The organism is Streptomyces sp. NPDC088124 (assembly GCF_040685895.1).
In the GTDB taxonomy this organism is placed as follows: domain Bacteria; phylum Actinomycetota; class Actinomycetes; order Streptomycetales; family Streptomycetaceae; genus Streptomyces.
Map to the genome: position 1 here is coordinate 17,920 of NZ_JBFBJB010000082.1, position 18,060 is coordinate 35,979.

Genomic DNA, 18,060 nt, shown 5'->3' on the forward strand with positions numbered 1-18,060 from the left:
GGCGGATTCTCATGGGCCTCTCACCAGCCTTTCAGACAATATGCCTAAGCTGAGCGTCGTGACTTACACGACGCCGCCCGGCTGGCATCCCGACCCGGGGCACTCAGGTGACGGTCCGCGCCAGGAACGATGGTGGGACGGGTCCGCGTGGACCGACGAACTCCGCGCCGCCCCCACCGGCCAGTGGGACCAGCCGGCCGCACCTCCCTACCCGCCGGCCTACCCGCCGGCCTACCCGCCGGCGCCCCCGTCCGTACCGCGGAACAAGGGACGGCGGATCGCCCTCGGGGCGACCGCCGCGGTGGTCGCCATGGCCCTCGCGGGCGGCTTCTACCTGCTCGGACGCGATGGTGGCGGCACCGACACGGTGGGCAGGGCGGGCTCCGGCTCCGCGCCGTCCACGGCGCCCTCACAGCCGGGGGAGGGCTCCCCGGCCCCCGACGGGCCCGGTGGCCCGGGCGGTTCCGGCGGCGGGGGGAACGGCGGGCCCGGGCAGCCGGAGACCGAGGAGGGCTACGCCACCGACGGCGCCAGCGGGATCAGCATCCCCGTCCCGGACGGCTGGACCGGCGAGTCGGGCCCGGTCGGCGCCGGGGTGACCACCGGGACGTACAAGTGCCCCGGGGACACCGCGCAGTCCTGCGTACGGGGCGGCGTGTTCTCCGTGCCCGCCGTCGCGCTGAAGATCACCGCCACCAACGCCAAGGAGGTGGCCGAGCAGGACATCGACACCAACGCCAAGGAGTCGTACGGCGGCACGACCTACGGCGAGATCTCCTCGCACGAGGAACTCAAGTCCGAGGCGGTCACCGTCGCCGGGCAGCGGGGCTATCTGGTGCGGTGGAAGGTGATCACGAGCAAGGGCGACGACGGCTACGTGCAGTCGCTCGCCTTCCCCTCCCCGGCCTCTCCGAAGGTGCTGGTCGTGGTCCGCTCCGGCTTCGACGTCAACGACAAGGCGCCCGCGCTCTCCGTCATGGACGAGATCACCCAGGGCATCAAGAAGGCGGCGGGGACCGGCACGGGCGGGACCGGCCGCGGCGTCTGACCGCACGTCACCCTTCCCCCGGACCCCCGGACCCCCGGACCCCCGGACCCCCGGACCCCCGGACCCCCGGACCCCCGGACGCCGGGACACACCGGGGCGGGCCGCGCGGCGCGGCCCGCCCCGGCGCGGCGACGGCGCGCGAACCCGCAGCGCGGCGGGCCGGAGCGGGAGCGCGCCAACCCGGCCGGGCACCGGACCGCTCGCCGCTCCCGGGCGTCTGCGATGCTGACCGGGTGCATCATCCGACCCCCGGCGCGCCGGAACCGGTCACGGCCGAGCCGCCGCGGGACGAGCCCAGGCCGCTGCTCACCCAGTCCTGGCTCGACCTGGCCTTTCTGCACTGGGCGGTCGACCCGGCGCAGGTGGCGCCGCTGCTGCCGCCCGGTACGGTTCCCGACACCTTCGACGATGTCACCTATGTCGGCCTCGTCGCCTTCCGGATGCACCGGGTCGGATGGCTGCGCCTCCCCGGCGTCCCGTACCTCGGCACCTTCCCCGAGACCAACGTGCGGCTCTACTCCGTCGACAGGCAGGGGCGCCGGGGTGTCGTCTTCCGCTCCCTCGACGCCTCCCGGCTGATCCCGGTGGCGATCGGCCGCGCCGGATTCCGGATCCCGTACGCGTGGTCCCGGATGGCGGTCGAGCGCGACGGCGACACCCTCACGTACACCAGCAGACGGCGCCTCCCGGGCCCGCGGGGGGCGCACAGCCGGATCGTGGTGCGGACGGGGGAGCCGGTCGAGGAGCCCACCGCGCTGGAGCACTTCCTGACCGCTCGCTGGGCCCTGCACACCTCGCTCCTCGGCCGGCCGCTGTATCTGCCGAACACCCATCCGCGCTGGCCGTTGCGGCGCGCGGAGCTGATCGAGTGCACCGAGAACCTGGTGGCCGCGGCGGGGCTGCCCGCGCCGGCCGGGGACCCCGTGAGCGTCCTCGCCTCCCCGGGGGTTCCGGTCCGCTTCGGCCGCCCCGTGACGGGCTGACCCGCCGACCGGCCCCGGCCGGGGTCAGCACGCGGCCCGGCCGGCGAAGTCCCCGCGGTCCGGTGCGGCGACCGCCGTGCCCAGGATCTCGGGACGGCAGGCGTACGGCAGCCCGTCCAGCGAGCGGTCGGTGCAGAAGCGCGCGATCAGATCGGCGAAGTCCGGGATCCGCTCCACCGGGGCGAGATGGTCGGTCTCGTCGATGGTGAGGAACCGCGCCTCGGGGAGCGCCGCGGCCACCTCGCGCCCCATCGCGGGCGTGGTCAGCGTGTCGTGCTCGCCGGTCACCACCAGGCTCGGCACGGCGGGGACGGGCTCGGGACGGTACCACTCGTGCCGCATCAGCCGGGTGTTGTGCTCGGCCGACTTGCCGAGCTGCTCCGGGTCCTGACCGGCGATCTGCTGGTACACCAGCCGGGAGACGGCGGCGTGCTTGCGGACCAGCCCGGTGCCGGGGGGCGACATGAAACGGTCCGCCAGTTCCCGGGCGATGGTGTCGGTCTCCCCGCGGTCGATCATCACGGCCCACCGCTCCATCGCCGCCGCGTAGTCCGCCGGGATCCGGGGCGTCATGCCCACCAGCATCAGCCGGGCGACCATCGCCGGGTAGTGCTGGGCGAACCGCACCCCGATCGCCCCGCCGAAACAGGCGGCGACCATGTTGACGCGCGGGACACCGAGTTCGTCGAGCAGTTGACGGACGACGGCGGCGAGGAAGTCGACCCCGTACGAGGCGGGCAGGAAGTCGGCCGTACCGTACCCCGGCAGATCCACCGTGATCATCTGTGCCACCGGGCTGAGCCACTTCTCGTGCCGTACCCAGGAGTTGCGGTCCTGGGACGAGCCGCCCAGCAGCAGGACCGGCTCGGTCAGCGGGGCGTCGCGGTGCACGACCCGACAGGTGTAGCGGAACCCGTCGAACGTGAGGTCCCGCTCCTCGACCGGGCCGCCCGCGCCGCGCGCGCCCCCGTCGTACGCCTGCCCGAGGATGAGCGGGTGGGCGCGGGGCGACTGTTGGTCCTGGGCGGGAACGGCATCGATCGACATGGCTGACTCCAGAGCTCCGGAACGGACGAGAACGTCCCTGCCTAGCAGTTGATCCGCCCGGACCACGTACGACTGACACGATCGTGGGCGTGTCGTGCGTCGAAGTCCGCTGGTTGATTCGACTCTCGTGCAGCCGGACGCCCAGCGGGGTGAACCGCGGCCCGACGCCCGCAAGGGGACTTGACTTCGAGCGCGCTCCAATTCGTAGCCTGCGTCGCATGACAACCCCACAGAACGAGGCAGTACCGCACCGGACCCCCCAGCACCCGATCGGATCAGGGTTCGGCGCCGGGAGCACCGCCCGGGAGGTGCTGCGCGGCATCGACCTCGACGGCAGGCTCGCCCTGGTCACCGGCGGCTACTCCGGGCTGGGCCTGGAGACCACCCGCGCGCTCGCCGGGGCCGGTGCCCGGGTCGTCGTGCCCGCCCGGCGGCCCGACATCGCCCGCAAGGAACTGGCCGGCATCGAGAACACCGAGGTGGACGAGTTGGACCTCGCCGACCTCGACAGCGTCCAGGACTTCGCGGAGCGCTTCCTCGCCACGGAGCGGACACTCGACATCGTCATCAACAACGCGGGGATCATGGCCTGCCCCGAGACCCGTGTCGGCCCCGGCTGGGAGGCGCAGTTCGCGACCAACCACCTCGGCCACTACGCGCTCGTCAACCGGCTCTGGCCGGCGATCGCGCCCGGCGGGGCACGGGTCGTCTCGGTGTCCTCCACCGGGCACCACAACTCCCCGATCCGCTGGGAGGACCCGTGGTTCGAGGACGGCTACGACAAGTGGCAGGCGTACGGGCAGGCGAAGACGGCCAACGTGCTCTTCGCCGTCCACCTCGACGCGCTGGCCCGGGAGTCCGGCGTACGGGCGTTCGCGCTGCACCCCGGCGGGATCCTCACTCCGCTCCAGCGTCACCTCGCCCGTGAGGAGATGGTCGCGGCCGGCTGGATCGACGAGGACGGCAACGCGGTCCACCCGTCGTTCAAGTCACCCGAGCAGGGCGCGGCCACCCAGGTCTGGGCCGCGACCTCACCGCGGCTCGCGGACGCGGGCGGCGTCTACTGCGAGGACTGCGACATCGCCGAGCCCGCCCCGGAGGACGGCACGGCGCGCGCGGGCGTACGGGGCTACGCGACCGACCCCGAGCAGGCGGCCCGCCTGTGGAAGTTCTCCGCGGAGCTGACCGGGGTCGACGCGTTCGCGACCGCCGGCTGAGACCGGCCGGCCCGACAGGGTCCGAACACCCGGGGACCTCTGTGGTCCCCGTACCGGGGCCCCGCCCCCGGTCCTGCGGCGGAACGCGATCCGCCCCAGGACCCGGGACGGGGCCCCGGCGTGTCGCACTCCGCGCGCGACACACCCGCGACACGCAGGCGGCGTGTCAGACGCTCTCCCGGTGGACGAGTGTCGTCGGCAGAACGAGCTGTCGCCGGGGCCGGGCGGGGTCCCTGATCTCGTCGAGCAGCAGCCGGGTGATGGTCCGCCCGATCTCCTCGGACGGCTGATCGACACTGGTCAGCGGCGGTACGGTGTGGCGCGCGACCATCGAGTCGTCGAAACCGATGACCGCCACGTCCTCCGGGACACGCCGGCCCCGCGCCCGCAGCTCGGTCAGCGCGCCCGCCGCCATCACGTCCGACGCCGCGAACACCGCGTCGAGGTCCGGCCGCCGTTCGAGGAGTTCCCGCATCGCGGCCCGGCCGCCCTCCTCGGTGAAGTCCCCGAGGGCCACCAGCGACTCGTCCGGCTCAGCGCCCCGTTCGAGATGGGCGTCGCGCCAGCCCTGGAGCCGGCCGTCCCCGACGTCCATGTCGAGCGGCCCGGTGATCGTGGCCACGGCGGTACGCCCCCGGCCGAGGAGATGGCGTACGGCCTGCGCCGCCCCGCCGGCGTTGTCGGAGCGTACATGGCTCAGCGGCTCCGCGGCCGAACGGCGTCCGGCCAGCACTGTCGGTATCTGCAGCTTCTCCAGGAACTCCGGCAGCGCGTCGTCCCGGTGGACCGAGACCAGCAGCACCCCGTCCACCCGGTGCGCCTCCACGAACCGGGTCAGCCGGTCCCGCTCGCGTGGGTCGCGTACCAGAATCAGCAGCAACTGCATGTCCGTGTCGGCGAGTTCCGTGCTGACCCCGCGGATGACCGCGGAGAAGTAGGGCTCCGAGGCGAGCCGGCTCTCCGACTCGGGGATCACCAGCGCGATGCTGTCGGTCCTGCTGGTGACCAGCGAGCGCGCGGCCGGGTTCGGCACGTAGTTGAGCTCCGCGATCGCCGCCTCGACGGCCGTCCTGGCGCGCGCGCTCACGCCCGGCGCGCCGTTCACGACCCGCGAGACCGTTCCGCGCCCCACCCCCGCGAGCTGGGCCACGGCTTCAAGAGTTGGCCTCCGGCCTGGTGGTTTACGGCTGCTCATCACGTCTCCTGACTCTCGCCCCTGGTCGGCGCCGGGGGCGCTCACCAGGAGATTGTGCGGGCCGCGGGTCAATTGGCCAACGGGCGGCCGGTGTTCGGACACATTCCGGCAACGGAACCGACTTCGACTCTTGACACGGGACGGTGTTCACCGAGAGTCTTCCACAACCCGCTGGGAGCGCTCCCAATCTTATCCGGAGCGGGGTCTCCCATCCAGTCGACCGTGAGCCGCGGCAGCGCCCGCCTGCGCGCCGCTGCCAGGAGGAATCCACATGGGCACTGCCCGCAGACGCTTCGGTTCCACCCTCGCATCCGTCACCTCGGTTGCCCTGTCCCTCGTCCTCGTCGCCGGCTGCTCGGGCGGCTCGGAGACGGACAAGGCGCGTACGAAGGACGGCAAGACCGTCATCACCCTCGGCCTGTTCGGGGTCATGGGGATCAAGGAGACCGATCTCCTCGACCGCTACATGAAGGAGAATCCGGACATCCTGATCGAGGCGGATGTGACCGGTGACGAGCAGACCTACTACACCGCGCTGCAGACCCACCTCGCCGCGGGCAGCGGCCTCAAGGACATCCAGGGCATAGAGATCGGCCGGGCCAAGGAACTGGTGGACACCCAGGCCGACAAGTTCGCCGACCTCTCCAAGACGGCGGGCCTCGATCACTTCCTGCCGTGGAAGTCGAGCCAGGTCACCACCGGCGACGGCAAGCTGCTGGGGCTCGGCACCGACATCGGCCCGATGGCCGTCTGTTACCGCAAGGACTTCTTCGAGCAGGCCGGACTGCCCACCGACCGCGAGGAGGTGGCCAAGCTGTGGGCGGGGGACTGGTCCAAGTACGTCGAGACGGGGCGGCAGTTCAAGGCGAACTCCAAGAGCGGCAAGGTCGCGTACATGGACAGCTCCAGCGGGCTGTTCAACGCGATGATCTACGGCGACGAGAAGCAGTTCTACGACAAGGACGGCAAACTGATCTACAAGGACAACCCGGTCGTCAAGGACGCCTGGACCCTTGCGACGGACGCCTCCCAGGCCGGACTGACCGCCAAGCTCCGCCAGTTCCAGCCCGGCTGGGACCCGGGTCTGTCCAACAGCACCTTCGCCACCACCGTCTGCCCGGCCTGGATGCTCGCCCACATCAGTGAGAAGGCCGGCCCGGCCAACAAGGGCAAGTGGGACGTGGCCAAGGCCCCGAAGGGCGCCAACTGGGGTGGCTCGTTCCTCGGTGTGATGGAGAAGAGCCCGGTCAAGGAGGAGGCCCAGAAGCTCGTGGCCTGGCTGACCGCGCCCGAGCAGCAGGCGTACATCTTCGAGAAGCTCGGCAACTTCCCGTCGTCGAAGAAGGCGCTCGACATGCCCGCAGTCGCCTCGGGAACCTCCCCCTACTTCAGCGACGCGCCGATCGGCCAGATCTTCGGGGACGCGGCGAAGGAGATCCCGGACGAGCAGATCCTCGGCCGCAAGGACGGCAGCATCAAGGACACCTTCTCGGCGGGGATCCAGCTCGTCGAGCAGGGCAAGAAGCCGGACGAGGCGTGGAAGACCACGGACGAGCGCATCCAGAAGCTGGCACGTTGACGCCCGCTCGCCTGTCCTTACGCTCATCTGTCCTTACGCCAGCCCGCCCCTAGGTCTGCCTGTCCTTGGGCCCGCACCCGGCGGGCCCGTCCGCACCACGGCCCCGGCCGCGGTGACGTCCCGGCCGCGGTGACCGCCCCGGCCCGGGACGGCGACCGCGGACCCCGTCCGACCTCGTGGCCCGGCCCGGCGGCCGGTGTGTGCCCGCCACCACCGCCGCCTGACCGGGCCCGCCCCACCGATCACTCCACGGAAGGAAGCCCGCGTGGCCACCTCCACCCCGGCAGCCCCCACGGGCGGGCAGCCGCACCCCGCGTCAGCCGGTCCCCCCACGAAGGGCGGCGCAGGCGGGGAGGCGCCTCGGCAGACGCGGCGCAACCTCCTGCACCGCCTGGACCTCGGGGCGGTGCCGTACGGCTTCATCGCCCCGTTCTTCCTGATCTTCGGCGCCTTCGGGCTCTACCCGCTGCTCTACACCTTCTGGATCTCCCTGCACCGCGTCGAACTCTCCTCAATGGACACCATGGAGTGGCGGGGGCTCGCCAACTTCACGGAGCTGCTGGAGGACGACCGGTTCTGGAACGCGCTGACCAACACCTTCACCATCGGGGTCATCTCCACCGTCCCGCAGCTGCTGATGGCCCTCGGACTCGCGCATCTGCTCAACTACCACCTCCGCGGCTCGGCGTTCTTCCGGGTCGCCGTCCTGACCCCGTACGCGACGTCCATCGGCGCCGCCGCGCTCGTCTTCACCATGCTCTTCGAGCGCGACTTCGGGATGATCAACTGGGGGCTCGGGCTGCTCGGCATCGACAACGTCGACTGGGAGGCCCAGAAATGGCCCGCGCAGCTCGCCATCTCCACCATCGTGATCTGGCGCTGGACCGGCTACAACGCCCTGCTCTACCTCGCCTCCATGCAGGCCATCCCGAAGGACCTGTACGAGGCCGCCGCGATCGACGGTGCCTCGCGCTGGCAGCAGTTCCGTACGGTCACCATCCCGGGCATCAGCGCGACGATCATCTTCACCATCGTGCTCTCCACGATCGGCGCGACCCAGCTCTTCGGTGAACCGCTGATCTTCGGGCAGGGGCCCAACGGAATCAGCGGCGGCGCCGACAACCAGTACCAGACGCTGGGCCTGCTGCTCTACGAAGAGGGCTGGAAGAACTACCAGATGGGGCGGGCGTCGGCCATCGCCTGGGCGATGTTCCTCATCCTCATCCTCGTCTTCGTCCTCCAGCGCGTCATCGCCCGCGTCACGTCCCGCAAGTCCTGACCAGGGAGCCAGCACCCCCATGACCACCGACATCGCACAGGTCCGGGCGGGCGTACGCGACCGGACCGCCTCTCCGGAGGCCCCCGCCCAGCGCCGGTTCGGCCGGATCCTGCGGCCGGGCGCCGGGCGCCAGCACCACGCGGGACCCCTCGCGTACATCCTGCTCGGATTCGCCGCGCTGGTCTCCCTCTTCCCGCTGTACTGGACGATGGTGGCCGCGTCGACGGACAACACCCGGGTCTCCCAGACCCCGCCGCCGTTCCTGCCGGGACCCAACCTCTTCAAGAACCTCGGGACGGCGTGGACGGACGCCGCGATGGGCAGGGCGATGGTCAACAGTCTGATCGTCGCCGGGGTGATCGCCCTCTCGACCGTCTTCTTCGCCACCCTGGCCGGCTTCGCCTTCGCCAAGCTCCGCTTCAAGGGCCGCAATATCCTGCTGATGCTGGTCATCGGCACGATGATGGTGCCGCCGCAGCTCGGCGTCGTACCGCTGTTCATGATGATGGCCGACCTCGGCTGGGGGCAGCAGCTCCCGTCCGTCATCTTCCCGACCCTGGTCAGCGCCGTCGGGGTGTTCTTCATGCGCCAGTACCTGAAGGAAGCCCTGCCCGACGAACTCATCGAGGCGGGGCGTCTGGACGGCGCGCACTCGCTGCGGATCTTCTGGTCCATCGTCCTGCCGATCGCCCGCCCCCCGATGGCCGTTCTGTTCATGATCACTTTCGTGCACGCCTGGAACGACTTCTTCTGGCCCTTCATCGCGCTCGACATGACCAACCCGACCGTGCCGGTCGCCCTCACCCAGCTCAGCGCGGGCTATGTTCGCGACCAGTCGGTGATCATGGCGGGCGCGCTGCTCGGCACCCTCCCGCTGCTGGCGATGTTCGTCGTCTTCGGCCGGCAGATCGTCAGCGGCATCATGCAGGGCGCCGTCAAGGGCTGACGCGCCGCAAGAGCCGACGCGCCGTCAAGAGCCGACGCACCCTCACCTCTCCCCTTCAGCCATCCGACGCACCACACCGTTCGATCTCTGCGGAAGGACCCTTGTGGCCACCTCAGCACCTCTCACCGGGCGAGCCCTGGACCCTGCGGCACCCCTGAGCTTCCCGCCCGGCTTCCTCTGGGGAACCGCGACCGCCGCCTACCAGATCGAAGGCGCCGTCCACGAGGACGGCCGTACCCCCTCCATCTGGGACGTCTACTCCCGCACGCCGGGCAGGGTACGCAACGGCGACACCGGGGACATCGCCACCGACCACTACCACCGCTGGCCCGAGGACATCGAGATCATGTCCGCCCTCGGGGTCGGCGCGTACCGCTTCTCCGTCTCCTGGCCGCGGGTCCGGCCCACCGGCAGCGGCCCCGTCTCGCAGAAGGGGCTCGACTTCTACCAGCGGCTCACCGACGCGCTGCTCGCCAAGGGCATCGAGCCCGTCGTCACGCTCTACCACTGGGACCTGCCCCAGCACCTGGAGGACGCGGGCGGCTGGCCCGAGCGGGACACCGCGTACCGCTTCGCCGAGTACGCGGGCCTCGTCGCCGACGCGCTCGGCGACCGGGTGAAGACCTGGACCACCCTCAACGAGCCGTGGTGCAGCGCGTTCCTCGGCTACGGCTCCGGGGTCCACGCCCCGGGCCGTACCGACCCGGCCGCCGCGCTGCGCGCCGCGCACCACCTCAACCTCGGCCACGGCCTCGCCGTGGAGGCGCTGCGCGAGCGGCTGCCGGCCGGCGCCCAGGTCTCCGTCACCCTCAATCTCCACCACGTACGGCCGCTCACCGGGAGCGCGGCCGACCGCGACGCCGCCCGCCGGATCGACGGCACCGCCAACCGGATCTTCACCGGCCCGATGCTGCACGGCGCCTACCCCGCCGATGTCATCGAGGACACCTCGTCCGTCACCGACTGGTCCTTCGTCCGGGACGGGGACACGGCGCTGATCCACCGGCCGCTCGACTTCCTGGGCGTCAACTACTACTCGCCCACCCTCGTCTCCCACCACGACGGACCGCCCGTCCACGGCGCCGACGGGCACGGCGCGAGCGAGCACAGCCCCTGGCCGGGCGCCGACCACGTCGCCTTCCACCAGACCCCGGGCGACCGGACCGCCATGGGCTGGACCATCGACCCGAGCGGGCTGTACGAACTCCTCCTGCGGGTACGGGACGACCACCCGGGACTGCCCGTGATGATCACCGAGAACGGCTCGGCCTTCGACGACTACGCGGGCCCCGAGGGCGAGGTCCGCGACCCGGAGCGGATCGCCTACCTCCACGGCCACCTCACCGCCGTCCACCGGGCGATCGAGGCGGGCGCGGACGTCCGCGGCTACTTCCTCTGGTCGCTGCTCGACAACTTCGAGTGGGGGTACGGGTACAGCAAGCGCTTCGGCGCGGTGTACGTGGACTACGCGACCCAGCGGCGCATCCCCAAGTCCAGCGCGCACTGGTACGCGAAGCTCACCCGCGACGGGACGCTGCCGCCCCGCGACTGAACGCGGGCGCACGGGCGCCCGGACGGGGGTCCGGGCGCCCGCCCCGCCGACCGGTGCGGGGGCGGACGGCTTCAGGCGGTGGCCAGCCGGCTGCCACCGGGGCGTGACGGCGGCGTCAACTGCCGGCCATCCCCTCCTGCGAGCCTCCACGGATGCTCGCCCTGAACGCCGATGTGAACCCGGACCGGTGCCGGATCGTGGGGCTCGTGGGATCCGTCGCGCTGACCGCCGGCGGACTGACCGCGGGCGCCCTGCCGGTCCGTGACACCCCGTTGCCCACCTCCGGCCGGGGCGCGCTGGGCCTGCTCTGCGCCTACTTCGGGCTCGTCCTGCTCATCGCGGCCTGGTGGTGGCTGGGCCGCGCGGTGCGCTCCCCGTGCCCGCCCGCGCCCCGGGAACTGCTGACCACCCTCACGGTCTGGGCGGCGCCCCTGCTCCTCGGGCCGCCGCTGTTCAGCCGCGACGTGTACAGCTATCTCGCGCAGGGGGCCATGGTCGACGCCCGGCTCGACGTCTACACCCACGGGCCCGCGCTGCTGGGCGGACCGCTCGCCGCCGAGGTCGCGCCCGTCTGGCAGCACACCCCGGCGCCGTACGGCCCGGTCTTCCTGGCCGTCGCCGCCCGGGCCGCCGATCTCGTCCCGGCCGGACTCGCCCCCATCGGCGTCCCCGCCGACGTCCTCGGCATGCGGCTCGTCGCGCTGCTCGGCGTCGTGCTGATGGCTCTCTTCCTGCCGCTGCTCGCCGACCGCTGCGGGGTTCCGCGCCCCGCCGCGCTCTGGCTCGGTGCGCTCAACCCGCTCGTCCTGCTGCACCTGGTCGCCGGAGCCCACAACGACGCCCTGATGCTCGGGCTCCTCGCCGCGGGGCTGGTCGCCGCACTCGGCGGTATGCCCCTGCGGGCCGCCGTTCTCGTCACCCTCGCCGCCCTCGTCAAGGCACCCGCCGCGCTCGGGCTGCTCGCGGTCGCCGCCCTGTGGTCCGGCCATCCGTCCGGCCGCGCCCGTGGCCTCCGGGCGGCGGCGCTGACCTGCGTCACCGCGCTGGCCACCACCGGGCTGGTGACGGCCGTGACCGGTACCGGATACGGCTGGCTCACCACCCTCTCCACCCCCGTGTCACCCGGCAACTGGTCCCTCACCAGCGGCCTCGGTCGGCTCAGCGGGGCACTGCTCGACACTGCGGGCACCGGCCTCGGAGACCTGGCCGTACCGGCGTGGCGCTGGTGCGGACTGGCGGCCACCGCCGTCGCCGTCGCGGTGCTGTGGCTGCGCCGCGCCGACCTCGGACCGGTGTACGCGCTGGCGCTGAGCCTGCTCGCGGTCTTCGCGCTCGGGCCGGCGTTCCGCCCCTGGTACGCGCTGTGGGGGCTCTTCCTGATCGCCGCCGCCGCGCCCGACGGCTGGGTCCGGCGCTGGGCCGCGGCCGGCAGCGGATTCCTCGCCCTGGCCCTGCTGCCCAGCGGCTCCCCGCCGGACGGGATGCAGCTGACGCTCGCGGTGGGCGGCGGGGCGCTCGCCCTGCTCGCCCTGTGGTGGATGTTCGAGATGTCGGACCCGGCGACGCTGCCGTCCCGTACCCGGACCGCGTCATGAGCGGGGGACTCCCGCGCCGCGCCGTCGCGACCCCCGCCCGCCGGGTGGCCACCGCGGGCTGCCTGATGGTGGGCACCGCCGTCTTCCTCGCGACCGTACCGCTGCACCGGGACTTCTTCGACGTCGCCGTCTACTACGGCACCGTCGACGACTGGGTCCACGGCGGCCGGATCTACGACTACCTCAAACCCGGCACCCGGTACGGCTTCACCTACCCGCCGTTCGCCGCGGTCTCGATGGCGCCGATGGCCCTGGTCCCGTGGCCGGTGGCGGTCGCGATCAGCATCGTGCTGAGCGCCGTGGCCTCGGCGCTGCTGCTCCACTGGCTGGCCGCCCCGGTCGTCCGGCGCGCGCTCGCGGGGACGGGCGGCCACGAGTGGTTCGTGCTCACCGTCGTCGGCTGCCTCTTCGCGCTGCTCGAACCCGTCCGTGACACCTTCAGCTTCGGCCAGGTCAATCTCGCGCTGGTGGCGCTCGTCTTCGTCGACGCGCGGCTGCTCGCCACCGGGCGCGGCCGGTACGCGGGCGTCTGCGTCGGCCTGGCCACCGCCGTCAAGCTCACGCCCGGACTCTTCATCGGCTATCTGCTGATCACCGGCCGCCGGCGCCAGGCCGCGACCGCGACCGCCACGGCGGGCGGCGCCACCCTGCTCGCCGCCCTCGTCGACCCCGCCGCGTCCCGGGCCTTCTGGACCGACGCCCTGTGGCGGACCGACCGCGTCGGCGAGCTCGGCTATGTCTCCAACCAGTCGCTCCAAGGCGTCCTGGCCCGCCTCCAGCCCGACCACCCGAGCCGCGCGTTCTGGGCGCTGTGCGTCCTCGCGGTGCTCGCCGTCTGGGCGTACCGCGCCCGCGCGGCCGTGCGGGACGGTGACGACCAGGCCGGATTCGCCCTGACCGGCCTCGCCGCCTGCCTGGTCTCCCCGGTGACCTGGGTGCACCATCTTGTCTGGCTGATCCCCGCGCTGATCGTCCTGGCGGACGCGGCGGTCTCCGGTACGGAGGGCGGGCGCCGCGCCCTGCGGGCCGTGTGCGCCGGCGTCCATGTGGTGCTGTGCAGCAGTGTCGTCTGGCTGTGGCGGTGGGACTCGACCGGCCCCGACGCCTTCCTCGGCGCCAACACCTATGTCTGGATCACGCTCGGGCTGCTGCTGTTCCTGCCGCCGCGCCGCGTCGGGCACCCCCGTGACGCCGACGGCGCGTCGGCGCCGTCGGCCTCTCCGGCGCGGTCATGAACGCGGTGGGCGCCACTCGATCAGCAGTAGGGTGGCGTCGTCGCGGAGCTGATTGCCCTGGCGGTCCAGGATCGAGTGGATGATCCGGCGCAGCGCCTCCGGCGCGAGCTCCCCGGCGTCCGCGCCCCGGATGATGGAGTCGGTGAACCGCCCGAGCCCGAACCGGTCGCCACCGTCGATCCGGGCCTCCGTCACCCCGTCCGTGTACAGCAGCACCCGGTCGCCCGGTTCGAGCACGGTCTCGTACGACACGCGCGGGGCGGTGGCGAACTGGGAGGGGAGCCCCATCGGCGGCTGGGCGGGCCGCTCCAGCGCCCCCTCCAGGACCCGGCGGCCACGGATGAGCAGCGGAGGCGGATGGCCGCAGTTGCACCAGCGGAAGACGCCTTCCGCCAGGTCGAGTTGGGTGACGATTCCGGTGCAGTACTGCTCGGGCAGCCACCGCCCGAGCGCCTGGTCGATGGTGTCGACGAGCTGCGGCAGCTCGGCCCCCGCGCGGCGGGAGTTGCGGCACCCCGCCATCGCCACGGTGGTGGTCAGCCCCGAGGCCAGGTTGTGGCCCATGGCGTCGAAGATCACGGCATGCAGGGTGGACGGGGTCAGCGCGTGGTCGAAGGCGTCACCGCCGATGTGGTACGCGGGCTCCAGCACCGCCGTGGAGACCGCGCGGTCGCATCCGATGGTGCGCGGCGGCAGCAGGGCGCGCAGCATCTCCGCGGGCAGGTCCATGACTTCGGTCCTGGCGTGGCGCGCGTAACTGTCGCTGTACGCGCGTTTCGAAGTGATCGCCATGGCGAGTACGGAGGCGAGCATGCGGCAGCGGCGCAGCCGGGCGGTGTCGAGCGCGTCCGTACGGATACCGAGGAGGCCGAGCCGCTCCGCCCCGTCGACCAGCGGCAGCCAGGCCGTGAGCCCGCCCTCCGGGCGCTCCTCGATCCGCAGAGCGAGCCAGCGGTAGGCGGAGCCCGCGACGGAGGTGTCCACCTCGATGGCGGGCGGACCGTCGGTGAGCGGCACCAGGTGGCGCTGCTGGATGTCGACGAGGTAGATGACGATCCGTTCCAGGCCGATCGCGGTGGCGCACCGGTTCACCAGGGCGGGCAGCTCCATGGGGGCGGCGGTGTGTGCCTCCGCGAGGAGTTCTTCGAGCAGTCGCTCGCCGGGGCCGGGTCCGGCGAGCGGCGTGGGACCGGGCATCGCCGCAGGACCGGCCGCCGGGGTTTCGCCCGCCATCAGCGACCACCTCCTCTCCCGAGTCTCACACCCCGGCCGCGGTTCCGCCCGGCCTGACCGGGGCACACGGTGCGGGCGGGGTCCCGCATCCGCCCCGGAGCGAGAACGCGCCGTATTTCCCTGGACTTCCGGGTATATGTGCGATGGGTGCGTTTGTGGCGGGTATACGCACGATGCGAAGGGGCAGGTGGGGCACATGTCCGATCACTTCCAGACCTCCGGGGCGATGTCGCGGCGACCCCGGCGCGCGAGCGCGGCACCTCCCGGGCGACAGCGCGGGGCATGGCGCGCGGCCACCCTGGCGGCGAGCGCCGCGCTGCTCGCCCTCGCCACGGCCGCCTGCGGCAGCGGCGGGGGCGGGGGCGCGTCCGGCGGTCCCGAGGCGTCCGCCCCGGCGGCCACCTCTGCGGGCACGACCGCGGGGAGCGGGACGGCGGGGGACACCACGGGGGGAAGCGGCACATCGAGCGCGCCGCCCGCGTCCTCCGCACCGGCCACCTCGGCCCCGCCGGTGTCGTCCGTGTCCGGGACGCCGCCGGGGGAGCCCGGCGACGGGGGACAGACGGTCACCACGGCGTCGCGCTGCACGGCGGAGCGCCTCGGCCTGAGCCTGAGCGCCCCGAACCCCGGCGCGGGCCAGATCTACTACGACCTGCGGCTCATCAACAAGGGGCCGGGCTCCTGCGCGCTGCAGGGTTTCCCGGGTGTGTCGCTCCTCGCGGGCGACGGCGCCCCCATCGGCCGGCCGGCCACCCGCGAGGGCGGCACGCTCCCCGCCGTGACCCTGGCACCCGGTGCCGCCGCGCACATCACGCTGCACACCCTGAACAAGGGCATCAAGGGCTCGTCCTGCTGGCCCCAGCCCAGTCTGCTCCAGGTCTATCCGCCGGACTCGAAGGACGCCATGACCCTGGCCACCTCCCAGCCCGTGGTCTGCGGAGACACCTTCACGGTGAGCGCGGTCGCCGCGAGCTAGGACTTCACGTCACGGGCAGCCGACGTCCGGATCGGTGGGACGCCTCCGCGGTGGCCGGGGGATCAGGGTGGCCCGAGCAACCGCGTGACGGCCGCGCGGGCGTGGCGGGCGGGGGCCGGGTCGCCGCTGATCGCGGCGGCCACGACGGCCCCTTCGGCGAGCAGGAAGACCGGCTCGGTCACCGGCGCCCGGGTGGCGGTGACCCACGTCGCGATCTGGTGGTGGAACGCCTGTTTGTGCGCCCTGACCTCGGCCAGCACCGCCTCGGACGACGCGCCGAGCTCGCCGAAGGCGTTGATCCAGGCGCAGCCCCGGAAACCGGGCTGCGCGAACCACTCGGCGAGCCAGTCGAAGACCGCGAGCACGCGCTCACGAGGATCCGCGACCTGTTCCACGTGGGCGGCGAGGTCGCCCCGCCACCGGCGGTCGCGGCGTCGGAGCATCGCCACGACGAGGTCCTCCTTCGTCGCGAAGAACCGGTAGATCCGCTTCAGCGGCAGACCGGAGGCGGCGCGGAGCTCGTCCATTCCGACCGCCCGGATGCCTCGCTCGTAGAAGAGCCTCTCCGCCGCGTCGAGCAGTGTCTCGCGGTCGAGGCGGTTCTGCTCCTCGGTGATCGGGGCCGGCATCCGGGGCTCCTTGACGTCGAGAACGACCGTTCCCTACCTTGTTCCCTGTCGGTAGAGAATATACGTTCTCAACGCGAGGAGGCCGTAGTGCCGGAAGAGCGCCCGCCCTGCCCACCGTTCACCCGGGAGACCGCCCTGCGGAAGGTCCAGGCCGCGGAGGACGCGTGGAACACCCGGGATCCGCACCGGGTGGCACTGGCCTACACGCCTGACTCGCTCTGGCGGAACCGGGACACGTTCGTCAGCGGCCGCGAGGAGATCGTCGCGTTCCTGACGCGGAAGTGGGAGCGCGAGCAGGACTACGCGCTGCGCAAGAGCCTCTGGGCGTTCGACGGGAACCGGATCGCCGTCCGCTTCCAGTACGAGTGGCACGACGGCGAAGGCCGGTGGTGGCGCAGTTACGGCAACGAACTGTGGGAGTTCGACGAGCACGGCCTCATGCGGCGCCGCGAGGCGAGCATCAACGACGTCGCCATCACCGAGGCCGACCGGCGTATCCACGGTCCTCGCCCCGCGGCGGAACACGGGACCGACCTCCCGCTCCAGTAGGGGCTCGTCACCCCGGCACGCCGTCTCAGCCCCTGGCGATGGTCCTGCCCGGCATCGGCTCCGCGAGCGCGGTCCGCCACGCGGGCGCGCCGAACGCGTCCGCGAAGTACTGCGTCTCGTGCACCACGTGCCCCTGGGCGAATTCCATGACGCTCACCGAGTACGTCGGCACCCCGTCGTAGGTGATGACACATTCGCTCACCCACAGGTCCCCGCCACCGGTGATCCGGTGGACCGTGAAGTGCCGGTCGGCGGGGTGCCCGCCACGCTGCGCGGTAATCGCCGCGCGGCCCCGGAACCGTTCACCCGACTGGGGGTAGTCGAGGATCGCGTCCGCGGCGTAGACGGCGTGCTCGGCCTCGGTGTCCCCACGTTCCGATGCCCGCCAGTGTTCCTCGATGGCGGCCCTGGTCCGGATGTCAGGATCCATCACGTCGTCCCTTCTGCGGGTCCCCGCCGCGGGCGGCCGACGCGATCCAGCGTAGACCGCCGCCCCGCGGACGCGACCGCTCACCGATCCGCACGATGGAGTCCTGGGGGCTTCCAGCTAGTGACCTGAGTCGGAGATTCGCCGTTGGTTCGGTGTGAGTCGTCCGGGTCCGAAGATTGCGCCGTTGTGGGTGACCGCTGCCCAGCGGGCCGTGCCGGAGGGGTGGGTACGTCGTCGTTCGACGGCCCAGGATCCGGCCCAGCGTTCAAGGATCGTGCTGGAGTGTGCCGCCGGGCACTCGATCATGGAGGTGTCACGCCGGCTGGGTGCCTCTCCGGACACAATCCGCACCTGGCGGCGGCGTTTTGCCGAACGGCGCCTGGAGCGCCTGTCCGACGAGCCGCGGCCCGGTGCTCCGCGGAGGATTACCGACGCGGACGTCGAACGGGCCATCGTCAGGACGCTGGGGGAGAAACCGAAGAACGCCACCCACTAGGCCGTGTTTTAGGAAGCGCGGGCGACCTCACCAAATGGCTGGCCGCCCGCGCTTCCTAAAACACGGCCTAG

General features: G+C 72.3%; 17 protein-coding genes. 12 read left to right on the forward strand and 5 right to left on the reverse strand.

The window, feature by feature from the left end; genetic code table 11:
- Positions 1–58 precede the first annotated feature (58 nt).
- Together AB0P17_RS39655 and AB0P17_RS39660 are read left to right on the forward strand one after the other, a co-directional pair.
- Positions 59–1,048 (forward strand): DUF2510 domain-containing protein, encoded by a 990-nt coding sequence (locus AB0P17_RS39655; RefSeq protein ID WP_365819301.1) that lies wholly within the window; start codon positions 59–61, stop codon positions 1,046–1,048.
- A gap of 233 nt (positions 1,049–1,281) precedes the next feature.
- A complete protein-coding gene (locus AB0P17_RS39660; RefSeq protein WP_365819303.1) occupies positions 1,282–2,031 on the forward strand; it encodes a DUF2071 domain-containing protein in 750 nt (249 codons plus the stop codon).
- Between the two features lie 24 nt (positions 2,032–2,055).
- Here AB0P17_RS39660 and AB0P17_RS39665 read toward each other — a convergent pair whose 3' ends face one another.
- Positions 2,056–3,078 carry an alpha/beta hydrolase gene (locus tag AB0P17_RS39665; protein ID WP_365819305.1) on the reverse strand — a complete coding sequence of 341 codons (1,023 nt, stop codon included), beginning with the start codon at positions 3,076–3,078 and terminating at the stop codon, positions 2,056–2,058.
- Between the two features lie 218 nt (positions 3,079–3,296).
- On the opposite strand from AB0P17_RS39665, the gene AB0P17_RS39670 reads away from it, so the two are divergent.
- Entirely contained in the window at positions 3,297–4,295 is a 999-nt protein-coding gene (locus tag AB0P17_RS39670; RefSeq protein WP_365819307.1) for an SDR family NAD(P)-dependent oxidoreductase, read from the forward strand.
- A gap of 166 nt (positions 4,296–4,461) precedes the next feature.
- On the opposite strand, the gene AB0P17_RS39675 is transcribed toward AB0P17_RS39670, so the two are convergent.
- Positions 4,462–5,490: a LacI family DNA-binding transcriptional regulator gene (locus AB0P17_RS39675; RefSeq protein WP_365819309.1), complete on the reverse strand. Its 1,029-nt coding sequence runs from the start codon at positions 5,488–5,490 to the stop codon at positions 4,462–4,464.
- Between the two features lie 271 nt (positions 5,491–5,761).
- Here AB0P17_RS39675 and AB0P17_RS39680 point away from each other — a divergent pair, with 271 nt between their 5' ends.
- The 6 genes from AB0P17_RS39680 (at position 5,762) to AB0P17_RS39705 (ending at position 13,676) form a co-directional block, all read left to right on the forward strand.
- Positions 5,762–7,069 (forward strand): extracellular solute-binding protein, encoded by a 1,308-nt coding sequence (locus AB0P17_RS39680; protein ID WP_365819311.1) that lies wholly within the window; start codon positions 5,762–5,764, stop codon positions 7,067–7,069.
- Between the two features lie 265 nt (positions 7,070–7,334).
- Positions 7,335–8,348 (forward strand): sugar ABC transporter permease, encoded by a 1,014-nt coding sequence (locus AB0P17_RS39685; protein WP_365819313.1) that lies wholly within the window; start codon positions 7,335–7,337, stop codon positions 8,346–8,348.
- Between the two features lie 19 nt (positions 8,349–8,367).
- On the forward strand, positions 8,368–9,294 hold the full coding sequence (locus AB0P17_RS39690; protein WP_365819315.1) for a carbohydrate ABC transporter permease: 927 nt from the start codon (positions 8,368–8,370) through the stop codon (positions 9,292–9,294).
- Between the two features lie 103 nt (positions 9,295–9,397).
- Positions 9,398–10,846, forward strand: coding sequence for a GH1 family beta-glucosidase (locus AB0P17_RS39695; RefSeq protein ID WP_365819317.1), 1,449 nt, complete (start codon positions 9,398–9,400; stop codon positions 10,844–10,846).
- Positions 10,847–10,998: 152 nt separating this feature from the next.
- Entirely contained in the window at positions 10,999–12,441 is a 1,443-nt protein-coding gene (gene mptB, locus AB0P17_RS39700) for a polyprenol phosphomannose-dependent alpha 1,6 mannosyltransferase MptB (RefSeq protein WP_365819319.1), read from the forward strand.
- A gap of 65 nt (positions 12,442–12,506) precedes the next feature.
- On the forward strand, positions 12,507–13,676 hold the full coding sequence (locus tag AB0P17_RS39705) for a glycosyltransferase 87 family protein (RefSeq protein WP_365819331.1): 1,170 nt from the start codon (positions 12,507–12,509) through the stop codon (positions 13,674–13,676).
- On the opposite strand, the gene AB0P17_RS39710 is transcribed toward AB0P17_RS39705, so the two are convergent.
- Positions 13,671–14,873: a PP2C family protein-serine/threonine phosphatase gene (locus tag AB0P17_RS39710; RefSeq protein ID WP_365819333.1), complete on the reverse strand. Its 1,203-nt coding sequence runs from the start codon at positions 14,871–14,873 to the stop codon at positions 13,671–13,673. The two genes, AB0P17_RS39705 and AB0P17_RS39710, sit on opposite strands and share 6 nt — an antisense overlap.
- 232 nt (positions 14,874–15,105) lie before the next feature.
- Between AB0P17_RS39710 and AB0P17_RS39715 the strand changes: the two genes are divergently transcribed.
- Positions 15,106–15,885: a DUF4232 domain-containing protein gene (locus AB0P17_RS39715; RefSeq protein WP_365819321.1), complete on the forward strand. Its 780-nt coding sequence runs from the start codon at positions 15,106–15,108 to the stop codon at positions 15,883–15,885.
- Between the two features lie 62 nt (positions 15,886–15,947).
- Here AB0P17_RS39715 and AB0P17_RS39720 read toward each other — a convergent pair whose 3' ends face one another.
- Entirely contained in the window at positions 15,948–16,514 is a 567-nt protein-coding gene (locus tag AB0P17_RS39720) for a helix-turn-helix domain-containing protein (RefSeq protein ID WP_365819323.1), read from the reverse strand.
- Positions 16,515–16,601: 87 nt separating this feature from the next.
- Between AB0P17_RS39720 and AB0P17_RS39725 the strand changes: the two genes are divergently transcribed.
- The gene (locus AB0P17_RS39725; protein WP_365819325.1) at positions 16,602–17,063 is read left to right on the forward strand and encodes a nuclear transport factor 2 family protein; all 462 of its coding nucleotides are present in this window, start codon (positions 16,602–16,604) and stop codon (positions 17,061–17,063) included.
- A gap of 25 nt (positions 17,064–17,088) precedes the next feature.
- On the opposite strand, the gene AB0P17_RS39730 is transcribed toward AB0P17_RS39725, so the two are convergent.
- Positions 17,089–17,493 (reverse strand): nuclear transport factor 2 family protein, encoded by a 405-nt coding sequence (locus AB0P17_RS39730; protein ID WP_365819327.1) that lies wholly within the window; start codon positions 17,491–17,493, stop codon positions 17,089–17,091.
- Positions 17,494–17,797: 304 nt separating this feature from the next.
- Here AB0P17_RS39730 and AB0P17_RS39735 point away from each other — a divergent pair, with 304 nt between their 5' ends.
- Complete coding sequence (locus tag AB0P17_RS39735; protein WP_365819335.1) at positions 17,798–17,989, forward strand: helix-turn-helix domain-containing protein; 192 nt, start codon at positions 17,798–17,800, stop codon at positions 17,987–17,989.
- The last annotated feature ends 71 nt before the right edge of the window (positions 17,990–18,060 follow it).

Excerpts from the sequence above, each read along its gene's own strand:
- AB0P17_RS39670 (WP_365819307.1), top strand. The coding sequence starts at position 3,297 with ATGACAACCCCACAGAACGAGGCAGTACCGCACCGGACCCCCCAGCAC.
- AB0P17_RS39680 (WP_365819311.1), top strand. The coding sequence starts at position 5,762 with ATGGGCACTGCCCGCAGACGCTTCGGTTCCACCCTCGCATCCGTCACC.
- mptB (WP_365819319.1), top strand. The coding sequence starts at position 10,999 with ATGCTCGCCCTGAACGCCGATGTGAACCCGGACCGGTGCCGGATCGTG.
- AB0P17_RS39690 (WP_365819315.1), top strand. The coding sequence starts at position 8,368 with ATGACCACCGACATCGCACAGGTCCGGGCGGGCGTACGCGACCGGACC.
- AB0P17_RS39735 (WP_365819335.1), top strand. The coding sequence starts at position 17,798 with ATGGAGGTGTCACGCCGGCTGGGTGCCTCTCCGGACACAATCCGCACC.
- AB0P17_RS39730 (WP_365819327.1), bottom strand. The coding sequence starts at position 17,493 with ATGGATCCTGACATCCGGACCAGGGCCGCCATCGAGGAACACTGGCGG.
- AB0P17_RS39665 (WP_365819305.1), bottom strand. The coding sequence starts at position 3,078 with ATGTCGATCGATGCCGTTCCCGCCCAGGACCAACAGTCGCCCCGCGCC.
- AB0P17_RS39710 (WP_365819333.1), bottom strand. The coding sequence starts at position 14,873 with ATGCCCGGTCCCACGCCGCTCGCCGGACCCGGCCCCGGCGAGCGACTG.
- AB0P17_RS39705 (WP_365819331.1), top strand. The coding sequence starts at position 12,507 with ATGGTGGGCACCGCCGTCTTCCTCGCGACCGTACCGCTGCACCGGGAC.
- AB0P17_RS39720 (WP_365819323.1), bottom strand. The coding sequence starts at position 16,514 with ATGCCGGCCCCGATCACCGAGGAGCAGAACCGCCTCGACCGCGAGACA.
- AB0P17_RS39715 (WP_365819321.1), top strand. The coding sequence starts at position 15,106 with ATGTCCGATCACTTCCAGACCTCCGGGGCGATGTCGCGGCGACCCCGG.
- AB0P17_RS39675 (WP_365819309.1), bottom strand. The coding sequence starts at position 5,490 with ATGAGCAGCCGTAAACCACCAGGCCGGAGGCCAACTCTTGAAGCCGTG.